General features: G+C 31.9%; 21 protein-coding genes. 12 read left to right on the top strand and 9 right to left on the bottom strand.

The annotated features are described in order from the left end of the window. Positions 1–53: 53 nt before the first annotated feature. The 3 genes from cidR to CD036_RS10960 form a co-directional block, all read right to left on the bottom strand. Positions 54–941, bottom strand: a complete 888-nt coding sequence (gene cidR, locus CD036_RS10970; RefSeq protein ID WP_103388654.1) for a cidABC operon transcriptional activator CidR — start codon at positions 939–941, stop codon at positions 54–56. Positions 942–1,080: 139 nt separating this feature from the next. Beyond that, positions 1,081–1,803: a MerR family transcriptional regulator gene (locus tag CD036_RS10965; RefSeq protein WP_002510597.1), complete on the bottom strand. Its 723-nt coding sequence runs from the start codon at positions 1,801–1,803 to the stop codon at positions 1,081–1,083. 144 nt (positions 1,804–1,947) lie between these two features. Continuing rightward, the gene (locus CD036_RS10960) at positions 1,948–2,709 is read right to left on the bottom strand and encodes a MerR family transcriptional regulator (RefSeq protein WP_103388653.1); all 762 of its coding nucleotides are present in this window, start codon (positions 2,707–2,709) and stop codon (positions 1,948–1,950) included. 314 nt (positions 2,710–3,023) lie between these two features. Here CD036_RS10960 and CD036_RS10955 point away from each other — a divergent pair, with 314 nt between their 5' ends. The 7 genes from CD036_RS10955 (at position 3,024) to CD036_RS10925 (ending at position 10,726) form a co-directional block, all read left to right on the top strand. Then, positions 3,024–4,250 carry a hypothetical protein gene (locus CD036_RS10955; protein WP_103388652.1) on the top strand — a complete coding sequence of 409 codons (1,227 nt, stop codon included), beginning with the start codon at positions 3,024–3,026 and terminating at the stop codon, positions 4,248–4,250. Between the two features lie 651 nt (positions 4,251–4,901). After that, entirely contained in the window at positions 4,902–5,966 is a 1,065-nt protein-coding gene (locus tag CD036_RS10950) for a WD40/YVTN/BNR-like repeat-containing protein (RefSeq protein WP_103388651.1), read from the top strand. Between the two features lie 901 nt (positions 5,967–6,867). After that, positions 6,868–7,254, top strand: a complete 387-nt coding sequence (locus tag CD036_RS10940; protein ID WP_103388650.1) for a CidA/LrgA family protein — start codon at positions 6,868–6,870, stop codon at positions 7,252–7,254. After that, the gene (locus CD036_RS10935; protein WP_103388649.1) at positions 7,255–7,941 is read left to right on the top strand and encodes an LrgB family protein; all 687 of its coding nucleotides are present in this window, start codon (positions 7,255–7,257) and stop codon (positions 7,939–7,941) included. Positions 7,942–8,367: 426 nt separating this feature from the next. Beyond that, entirely contained in the window at positions 8,368–8,817 is a 450-nt protein-coding gene (locus CD036_RS10930) for a hypothetical protein (protein ID WP_021459402.1), read from the top strand. Positions 8,818–8,986: 169 nt separating this feature from the next. Continuing rightward, positions 8,987–9,082 carry a type I toxin-antitoxin system Fst family toxin gene (locus tag CD036_RS13055; protein WP_107373678.1) on the top strand — a complete coding sequence of 32 codons (96 nt, stop codon included), beginning with the start codon at positions 8,987–8,989 and terminating at the stop codon, positions 9,080–9,082. Positions 9,083–9,490: 408 nt separating this feature from the next. Further along, a complete protein-coding gene (locus tag CD036_RS10925; protein WP_021459401.1) occupies positions 9,491–10,726 on the top strand; it encodes an RNA polymerase factor sigma-54 in 1,236 nt (411 codons plus the stop codon). Between the two features lie 26 nt (positions 10,727–10,752). Here CD036_RS10925 and CD036_RS10920 read toward each other — a convergent pair whose 3' ends face one another. The 6 genes from CD036_RS10920 to CD036_RS10895 are packed head-to-tail and all read right to left on the bottom strand — an operon-like array spanning position 10,753 to position 17,634. Beyond that, positions 10,753–12,228 carry an aldehyde dehydrogenase family protein gene (locus tag CD036_RS10920; RefSeq protein ID WP_103388648.1) on the bottom strand — a complete coding sequence of 492 codons (1,476 nt, stop codon included), beginning with the start codon at positions 12,226–12,228 and terminating at the stop codon, positions 10,753–10,755. Positions 12,229–12,238: 10 nt separating this feature from the next. Beyond that, a complete protein-coding gene (dapA, locus tag CD036_RS10915; RefSeq protein ID WP_103388647.1) occupies positions 12,239–13,120 on the bottom strand; it encodes a 4-hydroxy-tetrahydrodipicolinate synthase in 882 nt (293 codons plus the stop codon). 28 nt (positions 13,121–13,148) lie between these two features. Then, positions 13,149–14,603 carry a Na+/H+ antiporter NhaC gene (gene nhaC, locus CD036_RS10910; protein WP_103388646.1) on the bottom strand — a complete coding sequence of 485 codons (1,455 nt, stop codon included), beginning with the start codon at positions 14,601–14,603 and terminating at the stop codon, positions 13,149–13,151. 24 nt (positions 14,604–14,627) lie between these two features. Next, entirely contained in the window at positions 14,628–15,434 is an 807-nt protein-coding gene (locus CD036_RS10905) for a hypothetical protein (protein ID WP_103388645.1), read from the bottom strand. 17 nt (positions 15,435–15,451) lie between these two features. After that, on the bottom strand, positions 15,452–16,468 hold the full coding sequence (locus CD036_RS10900; protein ID WP_103388644.1) for a proline racemase family protein: 1,017 nt from the start codon (positions 16,466–16,468) through the stop codon (positions 15,452–15,454). A 2-nt stretch (positions 16,469–16,470) separates the two neighbouring features. Beyond that, complete coding sequence (locus CD036_RS10895) at positions 16,471–17,634, bottom strand: NAD(P)/FAD-dependent oxidoreductase (RefSeq protein ID WP_244913821.1); 1,164 nt, start codon at positions 17,632–17,634, stop codon at positions 16,471–16,473. Between the two features lie 136 nt (positions 17,635–17,770). On the opposite strand from CD036_RS10895, the gene CD036_RS10890 reads away from it, so the two are divergent. From CD036_RS10890 to CD036_RS10870, 5 genes are all read left to right on the top strand, one after another. Further along, positions 17,771–19,141: a sigma-54 interaction domain-containing protein gene (locus tag CD036_RS10890; RefSeq protein WP_103388642.1), complete on the top strand. Its 1,371-nt coding sequence runs from the start codon at positions 17,771–17,773 to the stop codon at positions 19,139–19,141. Positions 19,142–19,198: 57 nt separating this feature from the next. Next, complete coding sequence (locus CD036_RS10885) at positions 19,199–19,465, top strand: (2Fe-2S)-binding protein (RefSeq protein ID WP_021459393.1); 267 nt, start codon at positions 19,199–19,201, stop codon at positions 19,463–19,465. Beyond that, on the top strand, positions 19,458–19,793 hold the full coding sequence (locus CD036_RS10880; RefSeq protein WP_021459392.1) for a (2Fe-2S)-binding protein: 336 nt from the start codon (positions 19,458–19,460) through the stop codon (positions 19,791–19,793). Before CD036_RS10885 ends, CD036_RS10880 begins: the two co-directional genes overlap by 8 nt. Further along, positions 19,786–20,973 (top strand): NAD(P)/FAD-dependent oxidoreductase, encoded by a 1,188-nt coding sequence (locus tag CD036_RS10875; RefSeq protein WP_103388641.1) that lies wholly within the window; start codon positions 19,786–19,788, stop codon positions 20,971–20,973. Before CD036_RS10880 ends, CD036_RS10875 begins: the two co-directional genes overlap by 8 nt. A 306-nt stretch (positions 20,974–21,279) precedes the next feature. Then, positions 21,280–22,179 (top strand): Mph(C) family macrolide 2'-phosphotransferase, encoded by a 900-nt coding sequence (locus CD036_RS10870; protein WP_103388640.1) that lies wholly within the window; start codon positions 21,280–21,282, stop codon positions 22,177–22,179. Positions 22,180–22,184: the final 5 nt, after the last annotated feature.

Here is a 22,184-nt window from a genome sequence, read left to right as displayed (position 1 = left end):
TATAAAATATCCTTTTTTTATAAGGGTATAAATTTTGTGAATGCCTTTATACTTTAAGGATTCAGTAAGTAGTTTTCTTGGATATATTTAATCCAATCTTTAGTTAAAGAGTCTACGATGATATCTTTGCGCCAAATGATAGCGAGTTCCCATTTCATTGTGGCATCAGTGATTTCTATTGCTTGCAAATGCGTATCTAATAATTGCAAGATGCCTTCGGGTAGTATACAAACACCCATATTAGTTAATAACATTTCCTCTATAAAACTCCACTGTGACGTCTCGAAAATAATATTAGGATTAAAGCCGTAATTGCGACACGTTTCTTTAATTTTGTCATTTAAAAAGAAATCAGAATTAAATAAGATGAACTCTTCATCTGCCAATTCATCAATATTCACTGTTTGATGTTGGGCTAACCGATGATCTTTATGAACGACTAATTTTAATTTTTCTTCAATAAAAGAGAAGGTATTGAAATTTTTATTATTAGTAGGTAATACCGTAATACCCATGTCTAGATCTCCATAATACACATCATGCTCAATCGTTTTACTACCACTTTCAAATAATTGAAAGGTGACATTCGGATACGTTTCATGAAATTGGGAAATCAGATGAATGAGTCTGCGGATGTTGATAATGGCTGGAATTCCAATTTTTAAATGTCCGGTTTTTAATTCTAATAAATTACGTAATTCATTAGGAATATTATCATACATTTTTAGCATTTCTTTGCATTGAAAAAAGAAAGCTTCACCAGCGTCAGTTAAATAAATTTGATTTTTATATCTGTTAAATAACGTAACGTCCAGCTCAGCTTCCAATAATTTTATAGTGTTACTAATCGTAGGTTGTGTAACAAATAGTTCCGTTGCGGCCTTCGTCATACTCTTTTGTTTTACAACTTCTACAAAGTATTCCATGTGTCTAAGTTCCATAAGCGCACCCTCTATCTCTATTATTACTTATCTTAGTCAAATGCTTTTCAAGTTTATAATTATTGAGTATAGCATAAGCTAAATAATAACAGATTTAAAGGAAAGTTTTGTGATGTCGTTAACAAAAAATACTGGGCAGTCAATGTGTAGTACTAACTATTTCAACACAATGATGTACTTGTTGACAGTTTGGACAAGTTAAATTACGTGTCTTGGGTGTATGTTTAGCAAACATCCATGGTAAAATTCTTGGTTTAAATTCTGTGTGACAGTGCGGACACATATACATTACCGAGTTGTAGAAGCGGTTAGTAAGTTGAATGGCACAAATAACGCCTAAAAGTAAGGCTATGATAAACGGGAGATAACTTTTCATGACAACACTAATTGATAAACCTACAACTTGAATTAAAGTGCCTATAGCACCAGTAACAAATAATTTTTTGTATAACTTCTGGGTATTTTTATTGTTGGCCAAAATAGTTTCAATGACATTTATTTTAGGTAATGGAGAAGTAGAAGACTCCGTAATCATACTTTTAACTTGTTTCATATGTTTAATTTTTTTCTGAGTTTCCGCTATTTTTTGTTCATCCTGTATGATTTTTTGCTCTAATAGCAAATGAACAGCTTTCATATCATGATTATTAATTAATAGTGTTTTAATATCTTTTAAACTAAAGCCCATATCTTTGAGTGTGAGTATCGTTTTTAACCGTTCAACTTCGTTATCAGTATAAATTCTGTAATTATTATCTTTGATATAGGCTGGTTTAAGTAGGTCTTTTTTATCATAATATTGTAAAGTCCGAGTTGATATAGAACATAGTTTAGCTAATTCACCTGTTAAATATTGTGTCATTGGTTCACCTCCTTACTTCTGTTATAAACTATAACGTTAAGTCAGGGTCAATATTATTCCACAATTTGTAGCATTAAAGTTTAGAAATAAATAAACAAAACAATAGTATTAGACGGTAGGTAGCGTTACCGCTAATAACAAAATTTAATTTACTGATAGATTCGTCACAATAGCATCTCTGAGAAATTGCGCACCACCTGTAACAAATCGCTCATAGTAAGCAGTGAAAGCTGCGTCATGAATATAGAGCTCTGCTAAGCCTATGTGCGCTTCTGTAGAATAGCTTGGCCAAGTATATAGTAACCATTGTTTGTGTGTTGCTACAAGTTCTTGTGCTACCGCAGACGAGGGATCACCTGTTTGGTAGGCTTGTTGTAATAAATCGCCTATACGTTGTTCTAAATTTTTAAAATCATCATACTGTGCTTTAGACATATTTTTAAACTTCTTGTTACTGTTGTCGATAACCTCATCACCATATTTGTTTCTAATTTCGTCTCCATAATTTTGTTCATTTTGTGAAATTACATGTTCTTTAAAACCTTCGAATTTTTCTTGATCAGACATTGTAGTCACTCCTTTTTTAGTTGCTATTGTTTTTTCAATCGTTGTTAACATAGTGTCGAGACGGTTACGTTTGCGCAACAATTTGTCATAGTGTTCCTCTAAAGCTATCGTTTGGTCAAATGAAGGCTGGTTGATAATAGTACTAATATCCTTTAAGGGGACCTCTAATTCACGGTAAAATATAATTTGTTGTAGTAAATCTACTTCGTGTTGTGTATAAACTCTATAACCAGAATCGTTAATATCATGTGGTTTCAACAAGCCAATTTCATCATAATAACGTAGCGTTCTCGTACTGACTCCTGATAGATTTGCCAAATTACTAATGGTATATTCCATTTTGTTTCACCTCCACAATGCCTACTATAATGCTTGACGTTACGTGAACCTCAAGTAAAAATCATAATAATTTTAAAATATCAGTAAATCCTTGTCATACAAAGTGAATAATAGCTATTTATCGTTTATTATGTAGCAACTCTTAACGTTATTAAATTAATAATTTAAATTTTAAAAATATTTCGATTAAATATATAATTTGTTTATAAAATATGGTAATTTAAATATATATTAAATAAATTAAAACATATTTGGTAGTAATTTTATGATCAAGCATTAGTTTTATAAAAAATTATATAAATGGAGTGCATAGTATGGAGCGATTTAAGTCTTTTATGAATAAGTATAAATGGTTTGTGATTGGTGGTGTAGTAGCACTAATTATAATAATTGTTGTAGCGACATTACTCGTAAAAAATCATAAGATTGATGTAGAGGATGACGTAAAAGTTAGTTTTAATGGTTATAATAAGACAGGGACAGCCGAAATTACAGATGATTCTTATGAAAAAATCATGAACAAACTTCAAGTAAAAGCGTTGAAACAAGCAGGTTTTAAAAATAAAGAAGTATTAAATATGATTGAAAATAACGAAACTGATGACTTAGATGAAGATGATTTTAATTATGAAGAGCAACAACAAGCGAGAACAGCTGGGAAAATTTTGGAACATGTTAACTTAGACATACATAATGGGGAAGAATTAAAAAATAAAGATAAAGTTACTGTGAAATTGACTATCGACAAAGGTATTTCGAAAGACTATAAGTTAAAAGTAAAAGAATTTACTAAAAGCTTTAAAGCACATGGTTTGAAAGAACCAGAAAATATTGAAGCAAAAGATTTATTTACAGCATTAAAACCTAAATTTACAGGTGTAAATGGTGCAGGTTCACTGAATTTAATTAGTAAAGATTTGCCTAAATCATTACAAGAATTATCAATATCTAACTATGATTTTACAGTAGCTAATAATGGAAATTTAAGTAATGGTGATGAAGTAAAACTTAAAATACCACAAAGCCTTATTGATGATATCAATGAGAGTGGATCGAGCACATTTTCTGGTAAGTCCACTCAAAATATTAAAGTTAAAGGGCTTAAAAATATTAGTAATTTAGATAATATTAATGAGTTAATCGATAAAAATAATACATTAATTGATAAAGAGTATGAAAGTGATGAATATACTAAATACAACACTGAAAATTTAGGTAATTATTATAAAATACAAGCAGATACAGCGGATGAATATTCATTTGGTGAGGAAGAAGACGAAAGTAGTGAAAAGGTGTCTCCAGTATCTGAAGTTGAACCTACGTATGTGTCATTAATTACGGCCGTTAAGGTTACTAAAACAGGAAAGTATTCTGACCCAGATGTCTCTTACACTTACCAAGGTTATAATAACTATCAGTTAGAAGATAATAGATTGGTAAAAGATGATATGACTGATAAAATGTCGATGACGAGTTCAAAAGATAAGCAGGATGAATTAAACAACGATCTTAAATCAGATGGTTTCAAAGAAATTAAATAAGTTTGTTGTCCCCTAATTTTGTAGGCAGTTTTGTGCACGCTTTCCGCGGGCACTGCCTCAGCCTGTGGTCTTCGGCTAGTGCTATTCCCGCAGGAGTCGGCCCAAAGCACTGCCAATATTATAGAAAAGCTCTTAGGAGAATTAATATCTAAGGTTTATTTACTGACAATACGACAAGAGGCTACCGGTATAGTCCCTAACTTTGTATGCAGTTTTTTGTGCACGCTTTCCACGGGCACTGCCTTAGCCTGTAGTCTTTGGCAAGTGCTATTCCCGCAGGAGTTGGCCCAAAGCACTGCCAATATAACAGAGATTGGGACTAAGCAATAATGTCCCAGTCTCTTTTTATTAGCTAAGTAACTCAAAATTAAAATATCTATGTTCATATTCAATGCATTAGCTATATCTTGTCTACTTAGGAAAGTGTTTTAGAGTAAAAATAAGCAACGAATGGACAGTTTTATATTAAGTTTATACACTGTAAGTTACCTCAAAATATATCCCATGCTGTAGTTAGTCACAGTCATGAAAATAATATTATTTTAACTTTATTTTCTTTAATCTTGAATAATAAAGTTATAGTTTCTCTGTTTGGTGGTATAACAATGATTAATAGCAGTTTTAGTCAATATTTATTAACGGAGGGATTACTTGAAACAATTTGCTGTGACATATGATAATACGTTACTTATATTGTCGAAAGAGCAAGGACAATATCGAATAGAAGCTAATTTTGAAGGTGCTAATCCATTAGCAGTTGCGCAAGATCCACTGGACCATTCTATTTTATATTGTGGTACTTTTGATAGAGGATTATGGAAGAGCTCAGACTTAGGTGCGTCTTGGGAACCGATAGGGACACGTTTTAAACATCATGATGCATTTACCGAAAATGATATTCATATGACGCATATTACGTCATTAGCAGCATTTAATTTAACTGGCGGTCAAAGTATTTTACTCGTTGGTACAGAACCGAGTGCCTTGTTTGCGTCTTATGATCAAGGTGAGTCGTTTGAATTAGTTACAGATTTTAGTGATATTCCTGGTAAAGCACAGTGGTTTTTCCCACCTAGAGCACATACGCATCATGTGAAGTGGTTAACGAGTAATATTAAAAAGCCACAAAATATTTACGGCACCATTGAAGCAGGCGGGATGGTTAATTCTACAGATTATGGCAAAACTTGGTCTGCGCCTAATAGTACAGAGGCACCAGTAGATATTCATGTTTTACGTGTACATCCCAAGTATCCTAATCAATTATATGGTGTGTGTGGAGATGCCTTTTTAGAAGGTGGTCGCAGTACGTTTGTCTATAGTGAAGATTATGGCGCAACATGGTCAGATTTTAATGCAGGCATCGAACATAATTATGGTTTCGGTTTGGCGGTAAATTCGGAAAGGGATCATAATTTTGTTATTGCGACGTCTAATTCACCTTATAATGCACACCATTATGGTGAGGATACTTTTTCTACACTATATTATGTAGACAATAGTGAGCAATGGACTGAAGTAACAGCTGGTTTGCCGGAACGAGAAGGTACTATAGTGTCTGCAGTGTCAGAAAGTATGGGCATTTTTTATGTAGCGAATAACAAAGGTATTTTCTATTCTGAGGATGGAGGACAACAATGGTCCCCACTAAATATAAGTTGGCCGGAAGACTTGACGCATCAACACGCTCATCAAATCATCTGGCTAGATTATTAAGTTGATGTTTATAAATAAAAAAGCGCCAAGTACAGTTATTGTGTACTTGGCGCTTTTAATATATTACTAGCTTTTCAATAATGTGAAAACATTGTTATGCAACTAGGACAGTGATTTAGAAATATCATATATAATACCAAAAGACTACGACATTGAGTAGAAAAAGAATAAGCGCTGGTAGTGCTTTAGTAAATGGAAAGTCTTTGTTAAAGATTAAAGATAATGCTGCTACAAACATAGTACAGCCCAATAAAATACTCCCAAAAAGGGCACTGGGAACGAAAAATATTCCAATTAGTAGCGCTAGGCCACCTACAAATTAAAAATACCAGTAATTTGATTAAAAATCTTTGGGTAGCCAAGTCGTTCAAACTCCTGGCTCATAGTACCAGACAATATTTTGACCCCTGTCATGAGGAAAAAGATCCCAACTACGATTTGTAAAATAATTATAATAATATGCATAAAACCCACTCCCTTTCTATTGTATCTAATAACCAAAGGCTGTTGTGGACAGTGACATGTGTTATTCACCTCTATTATATGCCTAATGAACGATTAAACAAAATGAATCAGGCTATTATATTGAATACTAAAAGCATACGTGACATAATTAATAAATTAGATTTAATACTTAGACGATCATTAAAGTAAATGGATCATTCGTATCATGGACAGTGTATTATTAAAGGAAAAGAATCAGTCAATTGGTAGCAAAAATAACGGGGTAGCAATTTAAGCTCGCCATTCGTTAGTAACCCAATTTTGTTTTAGGATATTGTAAGTATAACTATATTTTCAGAAATTCTATTTCAGCTGTATTGATTATTATAAAATCAATACAGCTGTTGTAGTTTTTGATTTTATAATATCAACGACCGTAGCCTTAAGGAGGGAACATATGAAAACTATAACTAAAAGTTTCAGAATAATGAGTCAAATTTTAATAATAATATGTATTACATATCTAGGCAACATAATCCAAAAAGCCCTCCATCTTCCAATTGCTAGCAGTATTGTTGGACTAGTTATCTTCTTTTTACTTTTAAAATTTAAAGTAATACCTGAAAAATGGATAGATAAAGGGGCTAATTTTCTTTTAACAACAATGATATTTTTCTTTATACCTTCAGTAGTAGGATTAATGGATGTGGTATCAATATTCGATATGCATTTTATCCTATTCTTTGCTTTAATCATCGTTAGTACATTTGTTGTTGCTATTATTTCAGGCTATGTAGCAGAAATAATGCTATCAAAATCTAAAAAAAGAGGTGAACATCAGTAAATGGTAGTATTAAAAGCTATTTTCATGATTTTGTTGACCGTTCTTACGTACATAATTTCTAGAAAGCTACAAATCAAATATAAAAATCCTTTGCTTAATCCATCACTTATATCAGCTATACTTATTATCACTATCCTTGTACTGCTAAACTTAGATTACTCTGACTATATGGCAGGGGGCAAATGGATAAACTATATGTTGAATTGCACAGTAGTGTCTCTTGCTTTGCCATTATATAAGTACTGGGAAACTATAAAAAGACATGCCAAAGTAATCTTTACTAGTGTACTTGTATCAACGCTTATTAACTTTTTTCTTATTTATTTAACGTTAAAAGTTTTTGGCTATTCAAAAGAAATTATAGTTACATTATTACCTAAATCTATAACAGCAGCTGTAGGTTTACAAGTTTCACATCAACTCGGTGGTATTGATGCAATAGCAGTAATGTTTATCACCTTTACTGGAATAATCGGAAGTATGTTTGGAGAGTACTTTATCAATATATTTAAGTTTAAAAATTCTATTGCTCGAGGACTATTCTATGGCAACTCAGCACATGGTTTTGGTACAGCAAAAGCTTTTGAATTTGATATAGAAGATGGTACGTTCAGTTCTATAGGAATGATACTTACTGCGGTTTTAAGTTCAATTATAATTCCGATATTGGTCTTAATATTGTATTGATGTAAGTCTATGCTAGAAATTCTTGTTCACATCAAAAATCCCCTCACTACTCGCAATAGTGAGGGGATTGGTGTATCTATGCTAGTTCCTTGTTAAATAAATTATAACATCTTGATAGGTTATAAGGTAAAATTACAATTTAATAACTTTATAGTATTTAAGAAATATATTTGTTACTCTTTACATGATGTGATGGATATGAAAACGATTTCCTATGATTATGGAAGCTTCGTCCGTTTTGTTGTTTTCTGGAGCTTAAACTGCTGCATCTTTGATTATTTTTTCTACTGCAATTAGAAGCATATACAGATCACTTACAAGTTTTATCTGATGCCGAAAGATAATATTAATACTTAATTATCCAACTCCTCAACTTCACAGAAAAGGGTTTTGTGTTAATAAAGATAAAATAAAAGTTATAGGAAGGTGAACATTATTAATTATCCCAAGTCGATACGTCGCTCTGTTTATTTATGGTATTTCGCAATAATTGCTGCTACGTTTGAATTAGTTTTAGTATTAATGCAATTTATGCTTGAAAATAGTGAAGAAACGGTAGGGAGCATTGTTATTAATATTATTCTCAGATTATTACTTTTTATCATTTTAATCTTAATTATTCGTCAATTACTTTATGCAAAAAATTGGGCAAGAATTGTTTTGACGATATTGTTAGGTGTTTTTGGCATATTATCAATGATTGTCTCTCCAATACAGTGGATGCTTAATAACAATGTATTATCATTTTTTGAAAATATAAATTTATTTACATTGTTGTTTACAATTAGCAGAATACTTCATATCATATTTGTTGTTAGCGCTATTATTTTCATGTATTCACGTGAGGCTAATGAATTTTTTAAGAAAAAGACTTAAATTCAGATTAGTGTTATTTTCACAACAATTTAAGTATCGAGAGTTTTAAAATACTTCTGCGTAACTCAATATAGCGGAAGAACATAGGATTCAAAAGATTCAGATGGTATAATATTGAGGTCGCCTATCTCTCAGGCGTCAATTGACGTAGAGGGGAGGTGCATACGTAATGACCGACATCTTTGTAACCATCATGACCACAGCAGCAAGTGGTTGCATCGTTGCTTTGTTTGCGAACTGGCTACGCAAACGCAATGATAAATAGGCGACTAGCCACACCAAAAAATCCCCTCACTACTGGCATAGTGAGGGGATTTGGTGCATACATGCACGACATCTTTGTTAATTAAATTATAACACCATAGTGGGTAGGAATGCAAAATTAGTTTTATCTTAATTTTTTTATATAAATAAAATTTTCAGAGTATGTTTGGTGCTGTTATTACTTTCATATGAAAATAAAAGTAATATTATTTTTAGTGGTGTAATTTATGAATTTATAATTTACGTTGAGAAATTACCTCTTATGAAGTTATTTTTAAACTTTTTCTTTATAGTTTGTAAGAATATTATGATTAAAATATTTTTAGATGTAAAATAACAACTAATAGGTAACTGTCTATTACTTTTATTTATATTATAATCATATTTTTTTGAGAAGGGTGGCAATTTAATGAGTATTGAGCAAATATTAAACCATGAAATGCAATTATCTAATTATCAGTTACAATCACTTAAGATGCTCTCATATAAGCAAGAAGAAATTATTCAGTATTTATATCGAGTGGAAGATAATTATCCCTATATTCAGTATAATTTTAATGATAGCAAAAACACTGTGTCTATGGATAAATACAAGAGTTATGAAAATGATATAAGACAAGATTTAATTGATCAACTTTTCGATTGCAATCTAACAAATAAATGTTTTAATATAGCCAAATTCATAATTTTAAATCTTGATAATAAAGGTTTTTTTGACATTGACAAAAAGTCATTTTGCAACCAAAAAAATATTTCTTTAGTAGAATTTCAATCTATTAAAGAAATAATACAAAATTTGTTACCTATTGGATGTGGAAGCGAAAATACTTTTGATTTTATTTCATTTCAATTACAAAAAAAAGGGTTATGGGATAACATGTTATTCGAACTATTTCGAAATCATCTTGAAGATATTGCTAATGAAAAATTTAATTTCCTTAGTAATTATGATGTTTCATATGAATCATTTGTAAACTATTTATCTTGTATTAAGGATCAAGAAATTTTTCCTTATCTTGAATCTAACGCTTTGCAAAATATTATTCCAGAAGCATATGTAACTATAAATAATAGAGAATTTACAATCAAAATGAATGATCAATATATAAATGCTTTATCGTTAGATGAAAGTGTTCCAGTCCATGATAAAATTTATAAACAAAGTGAAAATAAGTTTAATTTTTTAAAAACAATGCTCTCAAAGCGCTCTGAAACATTATATAAAATAATTAATATGATTATTACTGTTCAATATGAGGGAATTCTCTATAATAATAAATTAAAATACAGTCCTTTAACTCAAAATATGGTTGCAGAAAATATCAATGTACATCCTTCCACTATTAGTCGTGGGATTCATTCTCGCTATATAAAGATTAATCATACTTTGTATAAATTATCTGATTTATTTGTCCAACCATATAATTCTACTATCTCAACGTACCATATTAAAAATAAGATTAAAGAACTAATTAAAAATGAACCTTTTCTAAACCCTTTTTCTGATGATACCCTTGTTTCTTATTTAAAAGGAGAGGATATATTTATTTCTAGAAGAACTGTTGCAAAATATCGTAAGGAATTGCAAATTAAAAATTGTAATCAACGTCGGGAAATATACAAAGAAAAAGATGAAAAAAAATAGGAGGGGACACCCCTCCTATTTTTTATCTATAATTTGACCCATACAAATTTAACTTCTGTATAATTATTTAACGCGTAAGTTCCCATTTCTCTACCAATACCTGATTGCTTGTAACCACCAAATGCTGCAGCTGGGTCTTCTAAGTTATAATCATTTATCCAAACAGTTCCTGCCTCTAGTTGATTTGTTACATTAATTGCTCTTTGAATATCTTTTGTCCATACTGCCGCAGCTAAACCATATTCACTATCATTAGCTCTTTCCACTACTTCTTGTTCTGTTTCAAACGGTAATATACATGCTACAGGTCCGAAAATTTCTTCTTGAACAATACGCATATCATCTGTTAAGTCGGTGAACACAGTAGGGGGTACAAAATATCCTTTACTATCTTCTAGAGGTTGTTGGTAGGCTATGGTGCCACCTTCCTTTACTCCTATATCTATATATTCTTCAACACGTTGTTGCTGTTTGCGTGAAATTAATGGTCCCATATCTGTATCTTTTTCAGTGCCAGATCCGATTTTAATTTGTTTTGTTTGCTCAATAAATTTTTCAATAAACTCTTTATAAATCGAAGATTGTACAAATATTCTAGTACCAGCACTACAATTCTGTCCATGATTATACATTACTCCATCAACCGCAGTTGTTGCTGCTTCAGACAAATCAGCGTCTTCAAATATAATATTAGCCGATTTTCCTCCTAATTCTAAAGTAATATTCTTAATTGTATCTGCAGCTTTTTTCATTATCCCTTTTCCTGTTTCCGTAGATCCTGTAAAAGCAATTTTACGTATTTTAGGATGAGTTGAAATTGCTTCTCCTGTTACTAGCCCTCTACCCGGAACCACATTAACAACACCTTCAGGTATACCTGCCTCTTTAATTAATTGTGCAGCATACAATAATGATAAAGGAGTTTGTTCTGCCGGTTTTATCAAAATTGTACATCCAGTTGCAAGAGCCGCCCCCATTTTCCAAGAAGCCATGTTCAATGGAAAATTCCACGGAATAATTTGTCCTACAACGCCTATAGGTTCATGTACTGAATAATTAAAATACTTGGGACTTATTGGTGTCGTCTGACCTAATACTTTAGTAGCCCAACCTGCATAATATCTAAATTGATTAATTGCACCTGGTATGTCATCTGTAAGAGCAATTTCATATGACTTGCCATTATCTAAAGCTTCTAAATATGCTAACTCTTCTTTATTTTCTTCTAATAAATCCGTGAATTTGATGATTAGATCACTTCGTTCTTGTGCAGTTAATTGACTCCATTCACCTTTAAAAGCTTTTTCAGCACATTCAACTGCATAATCGATATCTTTTGAATTCGCTTCTGAAACTCGGGTGATGAGTGTGTCATCTGCTGGATTATATACATCAAAAGTGTTTTTATTTTCACTATTTACGTAAACGTTATTGATGAATAATCCGATATCATCTTTGATAAATTTTTGTACTTTTGCTGGCATTTTGACTGTTTTTGTCATGCTATTCCTCCTAATTTAAAATTGAAATAATTGATTCTAGTTTGTTTTTTTCTTCTGTGTTTAAGTTTCTTCTTGGTGGTCTACTAGGCCCTCCATTTAACCCTTTAATTTCCATACCTGCTTTGACAATTTGTACGTATTTTCCGCTATCTTCTATAAATTGCAATAATGGTAAGAGTTTTTTATATGTTTCATGTGCCGAATTAAAATCTTTTGACTGTATTTTTTCATATAACTCTTTGGTTAAATTCGGAGCTAAATTTCCTGCAACTGAGACCCAGCCTTGAGCTCCCATTACAAAAGACTCAAACGCTAAATCATCACTACCACAGAATAAGGTTAAATTATTACCTGTAGCGTAATGTATATCTCTTAATTTTTGAATAGAACCACTAGATTCTTTTAAATGTGTAATATTTCTTACGTTATTACCTAAATCAATTAATGTATCTTGACCTATATCTATCCCTGTAGTAAAAGGATTATTATAAATCATGATTGGTAACGACGTACTATCAGCAATATCTTTGAATTGATGATAAATTTCTTCATCGGTAGGATGTGCATAATATGAGTTTATAACTAATACACCATCTGCCCCTAAATTTTCAGCAGATTGTGTTAAACGAATAGCATCATTTGTATATTCACTTGCCGTTCCAACAATAATAGGAAAAGCACCATTTACAGTTGATAGAACCGTTTTAATTATTTCTTCTTTTTCCTCTTCTGTTAATGAAACAAACTCGCCTGTGCTCCCATTTATTACAAGTCCAGAGACTTTTTGGTTAATAAAGTAATTAACATTTTCTTTTAAACCTTCATAATTTATTTCAAAATTTTCTTTCATAGGTGTTATGACAACTGGATATACCCCTTTGAATTTTTTCATTTTCATTTCTCCTTTAGTATTTTATTTTTTAATTAATAATATTTTTATCTGCATCTTTAGTTTCAATTTTGAGATTCTTATAACTCTCTTTTTCACTGTAATAACTATCAGTTTTCCATATAAACCTTCCTTTAAAACCGAAAATAATAGAAATAATAAGAACTACAAAGCTATACCATAAGAAGGGTAAATAGTGCATGGTAGATATACCTAAAGTGGTAGCCATAAATACTCCACCATCGGACCATGGGATCATTGGGGTAGTAACTGTACCACCTGCCTCTGAATTTCTAGATAATACGGTACGCTTAATTTTTAACTTGTCATAGTTTTTTTCAGTCATCTTTGTTGCTGTAAGTAATGATACATATGCAGCACCGCCAAAGAAGTTACCAAATATTCCTGCTAGTAAAGTCGTTAAAGTTAAACGCCCTGAATTATAAGCCCAATCACTAAATATATTACTTATTTTTTGAGTAACACCAATTACTTCCATTAACCCTCCAATACCTAAGGCAATAATTACGAGTAATACTGTCTCGAGCATGAAGGTTATACCTCCACGATTTAATAAGTTATCAATAAATGAGATGCCAGAAGAAATATCATTACCTCTGTATAATATTTTTATACTTTCCACGAAAGGGATACCTTGGAACCAAAAAGCCCAAAATGCTCCCATTAAACTTCCGAATAATATTACTGGAACAGATGGCACTTTTAAGGCCAATAGAATTATAACTATTATTAAAGGCACAGCCATCCACCCTGAAATATTAAATTGATCAGATAATTGTCCCATCGCTTTTTCAGCTTGCGCTAAACTGCCTTCTTTACTGTTCACTGTAAAATTAGCTATTCCAAATAGAATTAAAGTAATAATGACACTTGGTATAGAGACGAATGACATTGATTTGATGTGGTCAAACAAATCTACTCTAGATAATGAAGCTGTCATAACTGTTGTATCAGATAGTGGCGACATTTTGTCCCCTACATAACACCCTGAAATAACGGCTCCTGCCACAAGTGGAAGAGGCAATCCAAAGCTGGTGCCAATTCCTATCATCGCAATGCCCGCTGTTCCTGCTGATCCAAAAGATGTACCAGTAGCCAAGGAAGTTATAATACATATAATAAATGCTGTAACAAGAAAGAACGTTGGACTTATGATATGCAATCCTGCGTAAATAATGCTTGGTACAATGCCGCTAGCAATCCATGTACCTATTAATGCTCCAATTGAAATCATTACTAGTATTGCTTCCATTCCCTCATATATACCTTTACATAGACCTGATTGAAGTTGGTTATAGGAGTAACCTATTTTTAAGCCAACTATAATAATAATGAACCAAATAAGTAATAACGCTATTTGAATTGGTAACCCTAAATAAATTACTATTACAAACATAGTTACAATAAATGCTATAAGTATAAATATGATTTCTTTTCCTGTTGGTAATCTGTAATTATTATCCATTTTCCCCCACCCTTTAGTTTAAGGTCATTGTAAAATGAACCCTTTTTTAAATGGATCTGTTTCAGACATATAAAATTGACTAAAGCTACTTAATGATGCCTCTAAAACAAATTTTTTATCCTGAATTTTTATAAGTTGATTTGTCATAGTACGTAAATTAGATATATTATCGAAACGATGATAGATTATAGAATACGCCGCTGAATCTGGCAGCCTAACAATTTGATCGCTATGCATAATTAAGACACGATGTGTTTTGCTATCAAAATATATATAATTTTCAATATCATTTTGCTGATGGTGTTTTTGATATGCATCATATATTCCCAATATTTTTTGTATGTTCATCGATTTTAAATCTAGAGTTTTAACAAACCCGTAAAGCTTACTATCAACTTTATAAATATCCATTTCTTCTTTTTCTTTAACTAACTCCACAGAAGACACTTTAACTTCCATGTTTTTATCTTCCACTGAATGATTCGTATATAAGCCGTTTACTTCTATATTAAAATTGATATTTGCATTCACTACATTCTGTAACATAAAACGTGTGGCTTTTGAAATTGTTTCTAATTGTACTGAATGTCCAAGAGGCTGAAACGTTACAACTTCACATTTGTCGCCTTTAATAGAGTAAACACAAAATAATAAATATGGATGACCCCTAGGCTCGTGATACATTGCTGATAATTTTGAAATGTTTTGTTTCATCCAATCCATACTTAACTTTTGGTTAGAAGTAGTTTTAAGTTGTTCAAAAGAAACAAATCTAAATAAACCACCCATTACTTCACAATCATAGCTTGTACATATCAATTGAGTGTTCATTTTATAAACCTCCTATATTAAGTTAATGGCGGGATAAATAAGTAACTATCTTCCTTCGCTTTTTCACTGTAATAAAAATCATGTTTCCCCATTGGCCAAGCCCTACCCGAAATACTAACGTCAATATATTCATATCCATTCACAACTGTATTATTTAGCACGATTCCTTTAAAAACAGAACCTATAATACTTTCATGTAAAAATTCATCTCCTTTTTTAAGTTCTTTTTTATAAACAAGCGTAGCCATTTTAGCTGATGTACCTGTCCCGCAAGGAGATCTATCAATACCACCTGGTGGAACAATAACTGTGTTTTTAAAATTAATATCCTTATGAGTCACTTTTTTAGATGAAAACTCAATATGTGTTAAACCTTTAATAAACGATTTTTCTGGATGCTGAACGTTATATTTTTCATTAATTTGATTTCTAATCTCTATAGCTTTTTTAACAATATAGCTGCTATTTTCAGGTTTTAATTCAATACCTAATTGGTCAGCATCTATAATGCCGTAAAAATTTCCTCCATAACTAATATCGATAAAAATTTTACCTAGCGTTGCATGTTCGATATTTACAGTTTTCAAATAAAAGCTCGGGACGTTCTTAAAACTAACTTCCTTAACTTCTCCATCTTCTATTTTAGTTTCTGTTTTTACCAAACCTGCAGGAGTATCAATATTAATTCTCGTTATAGGATCAACTTTTTCAACGAAACCAAGCTCAATCAGCGCAGTACAAAACCCAATCGTATCGTGACCACACATAGGTAAGTAACCACCTGTCTCTATATAAATAGCACCAAAATCAGCTTCCTTATTGCAAGGTTCTACCATGATAGTTCCGCTCATTACTTCATGACCTCTTGGCTCGTTCATTAAAAATCTGCGATAGTGATCATAATGTAACTTCATATATTGCATTTTTTCAGCTACTGTATCCCCTATCATTTTAGGTATTCCGCTCAAAACTGTCCGAGTAGGGTTTCCTCCAGTATGTGTATCAAATGTTGAAAACAAACGGTCATATTTCATAATTAAACCTCCTTAAAACGATTCACTGATAAAGGAGAAATATCAATTTCTGTTTCTTTGTCTGAAATAAGTTGTTCTATAAATAAGCCCGTAATAGAAGACAACCCGATACCGTCCCCTTCATGTCCTGCAGCGACATAAAATCCTTCAACTTCTGTTTCGCTAACAATTGGTAAATGGTCCTCTGTAAAAGGTCTTAATCCAGAATAAGTTCTTATTAAACTCATATCTTTTAATTTAGGATAAAAATGAATTGCTCTCTGTGCGATTAACCGATTTACCTTTGAATTAACTTTTTTATCATATCCATTAAATTCTCTGCTTGAGCCAATAAGAAAATTTTGACTTTCTGTGGGCTCAAATACTAAAGCAATACCGTAATCCTCCATCTCTTTAGATACTTGTCGTTCTCCCCCAAATTTGGACATCAGATAGCCAAATTCCATTACTTTTCTAATTCCAACCGTTTCATTCCTAGATGCTACTAAAATCTGCCCTTTTCTTGGATAAATGGGAATATGAACATCTAGCATACTTCCTATTTCAGAAGCATATATACCACATGCGTTGACCACTTTATTAGCGTAAAAAGAATGATTGGTAGTTTGAATATAAAAAGTTTCATTACTTTTACTTATGTTCTTCACATGTTCATATTCATAAACTTTTAAGCCATGTTGTTTAGCAGTTTCAATAAAACTATAGGTGAGCATATAGGGATTAACCGTCGAGTCTGTAGAACATTCCAAACCTCCCAATAAATGATCTGAAAAATACTTAGACTCATTTTTTATATCCTGTTTATCCAACATTTTAAAATCTAATCCGTAGTCTCGTTGTTGTTGAACCCATTGTTCTGCAGCCTGCATCTCCTTTTCAGTTTCACAGACTAATATACTTCCGGGTTTCCGATACTCAAAAGGTAGAATCAATTCTTTTCTCAATTCGTGAATCAACTTTTGACTTCGTAAAGTCATTTGACTATCAAACCCTGGCGTTTTATCAATCGCTAAAATATTTCCATCACAATGGGATGAAGTTAAAGAAGCAATTTCTTTACTTTCAATCAAACCGACATCATATCCAGCTTTTGATAAAAAATAACTAATACTTGCGCCTATAATTCCGCCACCGATTATAAGTACCTCGTGATTTATATCATTCAAATAATATCCCTCCTTTACTAATTCTATAAGCAATTTATATGCCAAAAAGAAAATAAAAGAATTTTGGTAAAGCGCTTTCATAAGTGTTAAGTTTTATATAGTATTTATTATTTTTTTACACTGGAGGAAAATACTATTGAATAAATCAGAATTAGAAGCATTAGTTGAAGTATTACTTAACATTAGTCATCAAAGCTACACCATTATTGATAAAGAGGGACGAGTAGTTTATTGGAGTATGGAAGCATCTAATATATTTCAAATATCAAATGAAGATATTATAGGAAAATCCATTAATCAATTTTTTGAAAAAAAGGATTTAATTATTTTAGAATCATTAAAAAAAGCGAAGCCCTACCAAAAAGAAGAACATTACGCTGGTAATAATAAATACGTTAATATCATTTCAAAACCAATCATTTGCAACAATGAAGTAGTTGGGGCCATTGTTACAGAATTAGATGTAAGTGACCAAGTATATAACCGTAACAAAATAAAACAATTTGAAAACCAAATTTCAGTACTGGAACGTCAAATTTCAGAATACAATGATCATGGTTCGTTTAGTTCAATTATTGGTAACAGTAGTAACATGACCCGTGTAAAATATTTAATAAAAAAAGCTGCACAATCTGAGGTTAATACATTAATTACTGGAGAAAGCGGAGTTGGAAAGGAGTTATTTTCACGTAGTATACATGACTTTAGTAAACGATTTAAACAACCTTTTGTAACTGTTAATTGTGGAACTATACCTGCCAACCTTTTCGAGAGTGAAATGTTTGGCTATGAAAAAGGAGCGTTTAGCGGTGCCAACCAAAAAGGAAAAGAGGGACTGATTGAACAGGCGGATAAAGGCACACTTTTCCTAGATGAAATTGCTGATATGCCCCTTGAAATGCAAGTTAAATTACTTAGAATGATTCAAGAAAAAAAATTTTATCGTGTTGGAGGCACCACAGAACGCTCTATTGATGTACGTATTGTTGCAGCTACAAATAAAAACTTAATAGATGAAGTACAAAAAGGGACATTTAGAGAAGATTTATTTTATAGACTTAACGTAGTAAATATTGAAATTCCACCTTTACGAGATAGAAAAGAAGATATAGAAACACTTTCATATCACTTTTATCAACTATCTAAACGAAATTACGAAATCAAACTACAACCCATTCCTTTGACTTTAATGCAAAAATTCAAACACTACAACTGGCCTGGTAACGTTCGTGAATTACAAAATATCATTGAAAGGTTAATTATTTTTTCAGAAGACGGAGATTTTCAAGAATACATTTTTGATGATTATGCTAATTTCGAAAAGAACAATTATTCAAAATCTATTGAAATAGAGGGCAGTTTATCAGAAAAGTTAAAATACTATGAAGGTGAAATTATAAAAAAAATTTATAAAGAGTGTGATTATAATAAAAAGGCAACAGCAGTAAAATTGGGTATTTCTAGACCGACTTTATATGCAAAATTAACTTATTACAATATTACTTAAATAGTTTGGCATCAAATTTGCTTATATATTTATAAATCAGTAAATGAGGTGTTACTTATGGAAGATATAGTAATTTGTCGTTGTGAAAATGTAACTTTAAAACACATATTAAAAACAGTAGAAAAATATGATAGTAGTGTTAGAGAAACTAAATTACGTACGCGCGCAGGTATGGGATTTTGTGGTGGAAGAACATGTAAAAATCATATCGATAAGATTATAAATAAAGGTAAAAAAATAAATACTGAATTTACAACAATGAAAGTTCAACCTCCCGTGCGCCCTGTTACGTTTGGAGAGTTAGGAGGCAGCGAAGATGACTAAGCGTATTTATAACCATCCTTTATTGAAAAATATTGAAACTGAAACTGTGGAAATGTTTTACAACCATCATCCCCTAACATGTCACGTTGGGGAAAGTGTAGCAAGTTGTCTATTAGCCAATGATATACGTACAATTCGTCATCATGAAGATGATAATTCTCCAAGAGGTATATTTTGTAATATAGGACATTGTTTTGAATGCCGAGCAGAGATTGATGGGAAAAAGAATATTAGAACATGTCTTACACCAGTACAAGAAGGAATGTCTGTGATAAGTGGCCACTCCCTTCCTCATGATGTGAGAGAATGGAGTGAAAACCATGTTTGATGTAATTATAATAGGTGCTGGTCCTGCTGGTGCATCGGCTGCGCGAATTCTTATGAAGGAAAAAAAGGTGCTGTTATTAGACGAATATTACCGTATAGGTGGGAGATTAATAGGTCAACTCTATGAGGATAATAACGGAGATGTTTGGAATGGATATGAAAAAGCAGAAACACTATCTGGTGCGTTACATCACCCTAACTTAACTGTGAAGTTATCCACGAGCGTTACTAATATTGAAAAACCAAAAGAATATTATATTATTAATACCACCAGTGGCAATTTTAAAGCTAAATATTTGCTAGTGTGTACTGGCGCTCAAGAATTAGCGCCAGCTTTACCTGGAAGTACATTACCAGGTGTTATGACCGTGGGGGCAGCACAAGTTCTAACAAATGTTCAACGTGTTGCTCCAGGTAATAAAGGAGCTATTATAGGTATAAATGTCTTAAGCAGCGCCATTTTATCTGAACTACATATGGCTGATATAGAAGTTAAAATCATGTCTCTACCATATTGTAACGAAGTAAATTTTCAGGATGCTATTCCTCAAAATGTATTTAAAAAATTATTGAATATCTCACATATGGCGCCTAGCTTTTTTATAAAATTAAGTACGAAATTATTGAAAATTATGCCCCAAATTCAACCTTTAGCTTTTAAACTTATTCCTAAAAAAGGTATAAAGCTTTTTAATACATCTGTACATTTAAAAAAAGCAGTTGTATCTATTAATGGTAAAGAAAAGGTAGAATCTATTACATTAAAAAATGTAGATAAAGATGGCAACGTAATTTCAAATAAAGAAGAGATTATCCCTATAGATTTTGTATGTTTGTCTGGAGGTTTAACGCCTTTATCTGAGCTTCTTGGATTATTAAATGTATCATTTACTTATGTAGAAAGTTTAGGAGGGTTTATTCCACTGCACAATGATGCCATGGAGACTGAAATAAATAATCTGTATATAGCTGGAAATATAACAGGTATTGAAGGAGCTATGGTGGCTATGAAACAAGGAGAAATAGCTGCTTATCAGATATTAGGTTGCGCTGATAAAGTGAAATCAGTCCAAAATGAACTTTTACAAGAGCGTCGCGAAGCGACGATACAATTCCATGAATGTATCGAAGAAGGACGAAATTATATTAATGATATATGGAAGTCTTCTGAGACTATCTAATTTTTATTTACTAATACTTTGTCTATCTAAATTTGACAATGTTGTACTCCTTACTGATTGGATTATCCTATACATCATACCAGTTAATGAGGAATAAGATCCTTTTCAAGTAATTCGATAACACATGGATAGAATAAATTCTAAAATCTTCGAGGGGATTTAGTAATTACGAGAAGTTGTTACTTCATTTGAGGAATAAAGTTATTATCAATCCATTATTTTATAAGTATATGAAAAAATTTAAAGATGGCTTTATGTAAATCAATTGAAAAGACAGAAACTTTATTAGAAAAAGGGGGAACTAAAATGACTCAACATAATGAAATTATTAAATGCGCAGAAAAATATCAATTACACATACAACCTCAAACAATAGCATTGAATGAATCAGGACTCGATTTCCAAGTTGCATTCGGAGAAGATGAACACGGAGTAGAATGGGTTTTGAGACTACCAAGGAGACCTGACGTTTATAAACGTACAAAATCTGAAAAACAAACAGTAGATTTCTTACAAAAAAATGTTTCTTTTGAAGTGCCGAAGTGGAAAATACACGAACAAGACCTTATTGCTTATCCAAAACTTACAGGACAACCCGCAGCAACGATAGATCCAGAACTACAAGATTATGTGTGGGAAATTGAACATAAACCAGTACCAGAAAACTTTATTAACACATTAGCTGAAACACTTGTAGACTTACACAACATACCAGAAGAAAACATTTCTGCACAGCATATAAAAATTAAAAACATACAAGAAGTAAAAGATGACTTTCAAAGAAGAATGAATAAAGTTAAAGAAACTTATGGTGTAGCAGATGACTTATGGAATAGGTGGCAACGATGGTTAGAAAATGATGAACTATGGCCACGGCATGCGACCATGATTCATGGAGACTTACATCCAGGACATATCATGGTAGATAATCAAGCAAACGTTACAGGCCTCATAGACTGGACCGAAGCAATTCACTCAGATCCATCAATGGACTTTATGGGACACCATCGTGTATTCGACGACGCAGGATTGGAGCAACTCATAACAGCATATGGTAAAGCTGGAGGAGAAACCTGGCCACGAATGAAAGAGCATATTATAGAACTCAATGCTGTATTTCCAATGTTTATTGCTGAATTTGCGATGGAATCAGGAGAAGCGGCATATGAAAAAATGGCATTAAAAGAGTTAGGTATGGAAAAGTAGAAATT

This window comes from Staphylococcus arlettae (assembly GCF_002902345.1).
Taxonomy (GTDB): domain Bacteria; phylum Bacillota; class Bacilli; order Staphylococcales; family Staphylococcaceae; genus Staphylococcus; species Staphylococcus arlettae.
This window is presented reverse-complemented; position numbering and strand designations above follow the sequence as displayed.

Coding starts and splice junctions, on each gene's coding strand:
- CD036_RS10955 (WP_103388652.1), top strand. CDS start 3,024: ATGGAGCGATTTAAGTCTTTTATGAATAAGTATAAATGGTTTGTGATT.
- CD036_RS10935 (WP_103388649.1), top strand. CDS start 7,255: ATGGTAGTATTAAAAGCTATTTTCATGATTTTGTTGACCGTTCTTACG.
- CD036_RS10940 (WP_103388650.1), top strand. CDS start 6,868: ATGAAAACTATAACTAAAAGTTTCAGAATAATGAGTCAAATTTTAATA.
- CD036_RS10880 (WP_021459392.1), top strand. CDS start 19,458: ATGACTAAGCGTATTTATAACCATCCTTTATTGAAAAATATTGAAACT.
- CD036_RS10965 (WP_002510597.1), bottom strand. CDS start 1,803: ATGACACAATATTTAACAGGTGAATTAGCTAAACTATGTTCTATATCA.
- CD036_RS13055 (WP_107373678.1), top strand. CDS start 8,987: ATGACCGACATCTTTGTAACCATCATGACCACAGCAGCAAGTGGTTGC.
- CD036_RS10905 (WP_103388645.1), bottom strand. CDS start 15,434: ATGAACACTCAATTGATATGTACAAGCTATGATTGTGAAGTAATGGGT.
- CD036_RS10960 (WP_103388653.1), bottom strand. CDS start 2,709: ATGGAATATACCATTAGTAATTTGGCAAATCTATCAGGAGTCAGTACG.
- CD036_RS10925 (WP_021459401.1), top strand. CDS start 9,491: ATGAGTATTGAGCAAATATTAAACCATGAAATGCAATTATCTAATTAT.
- CD036_RS10885 (WP_021459393.1), top strand. CDS start 19,199: ATGGAAGATATAGTAATTTGTCGTTGTGAAAATGTAACTTTAAAACAC.
- cidR (WP_103388654.1), bottom strand. CDS start 941: ATGGAACTTAGACACATGGAATACTTTGTAGAAGTTGTAAAACAAAAG.
- CD036_RS10875 (WP_103388641.1), top strand. CDS start 19,786: ATGTTTGATGTAATTATAATAGGTGCTGGTCCTGCTGGTGCATCGGCT.
- dapA (WP_103388647.1), bottom strand. CDS start 13,120: ATGAAAAAATTCAAAGGGGTATATCCAGTTGTCATAACACCTATGAAA.
- nhaC (WP_103388646.1), bottom strand. CDS start 14,603: ATGGATAATAATTACAGATTACCAACAGGAAAAGAAATCATATTTATA.
- CD036_RS10900 (WP_103388644.1), bottom strand. CDS start 16,468: ATGAAATATGACCGTTTGTTTTCAACATTTGATACACATACTGGAGGA.
- CD036_RS10870 (WP_103388640.1), top strand. CDS start 21,280: ATGACTCAACATAATGAAATTATTAAATGCGCAGAAAAATATCAATTA.
- CD036_RS10920 (WP_103388648.1), bottom strand. CDS start 12,228: ATGACAAAAACAGTCAAAATGCCAGCAAAAGTACAAAAATTTATCAAA.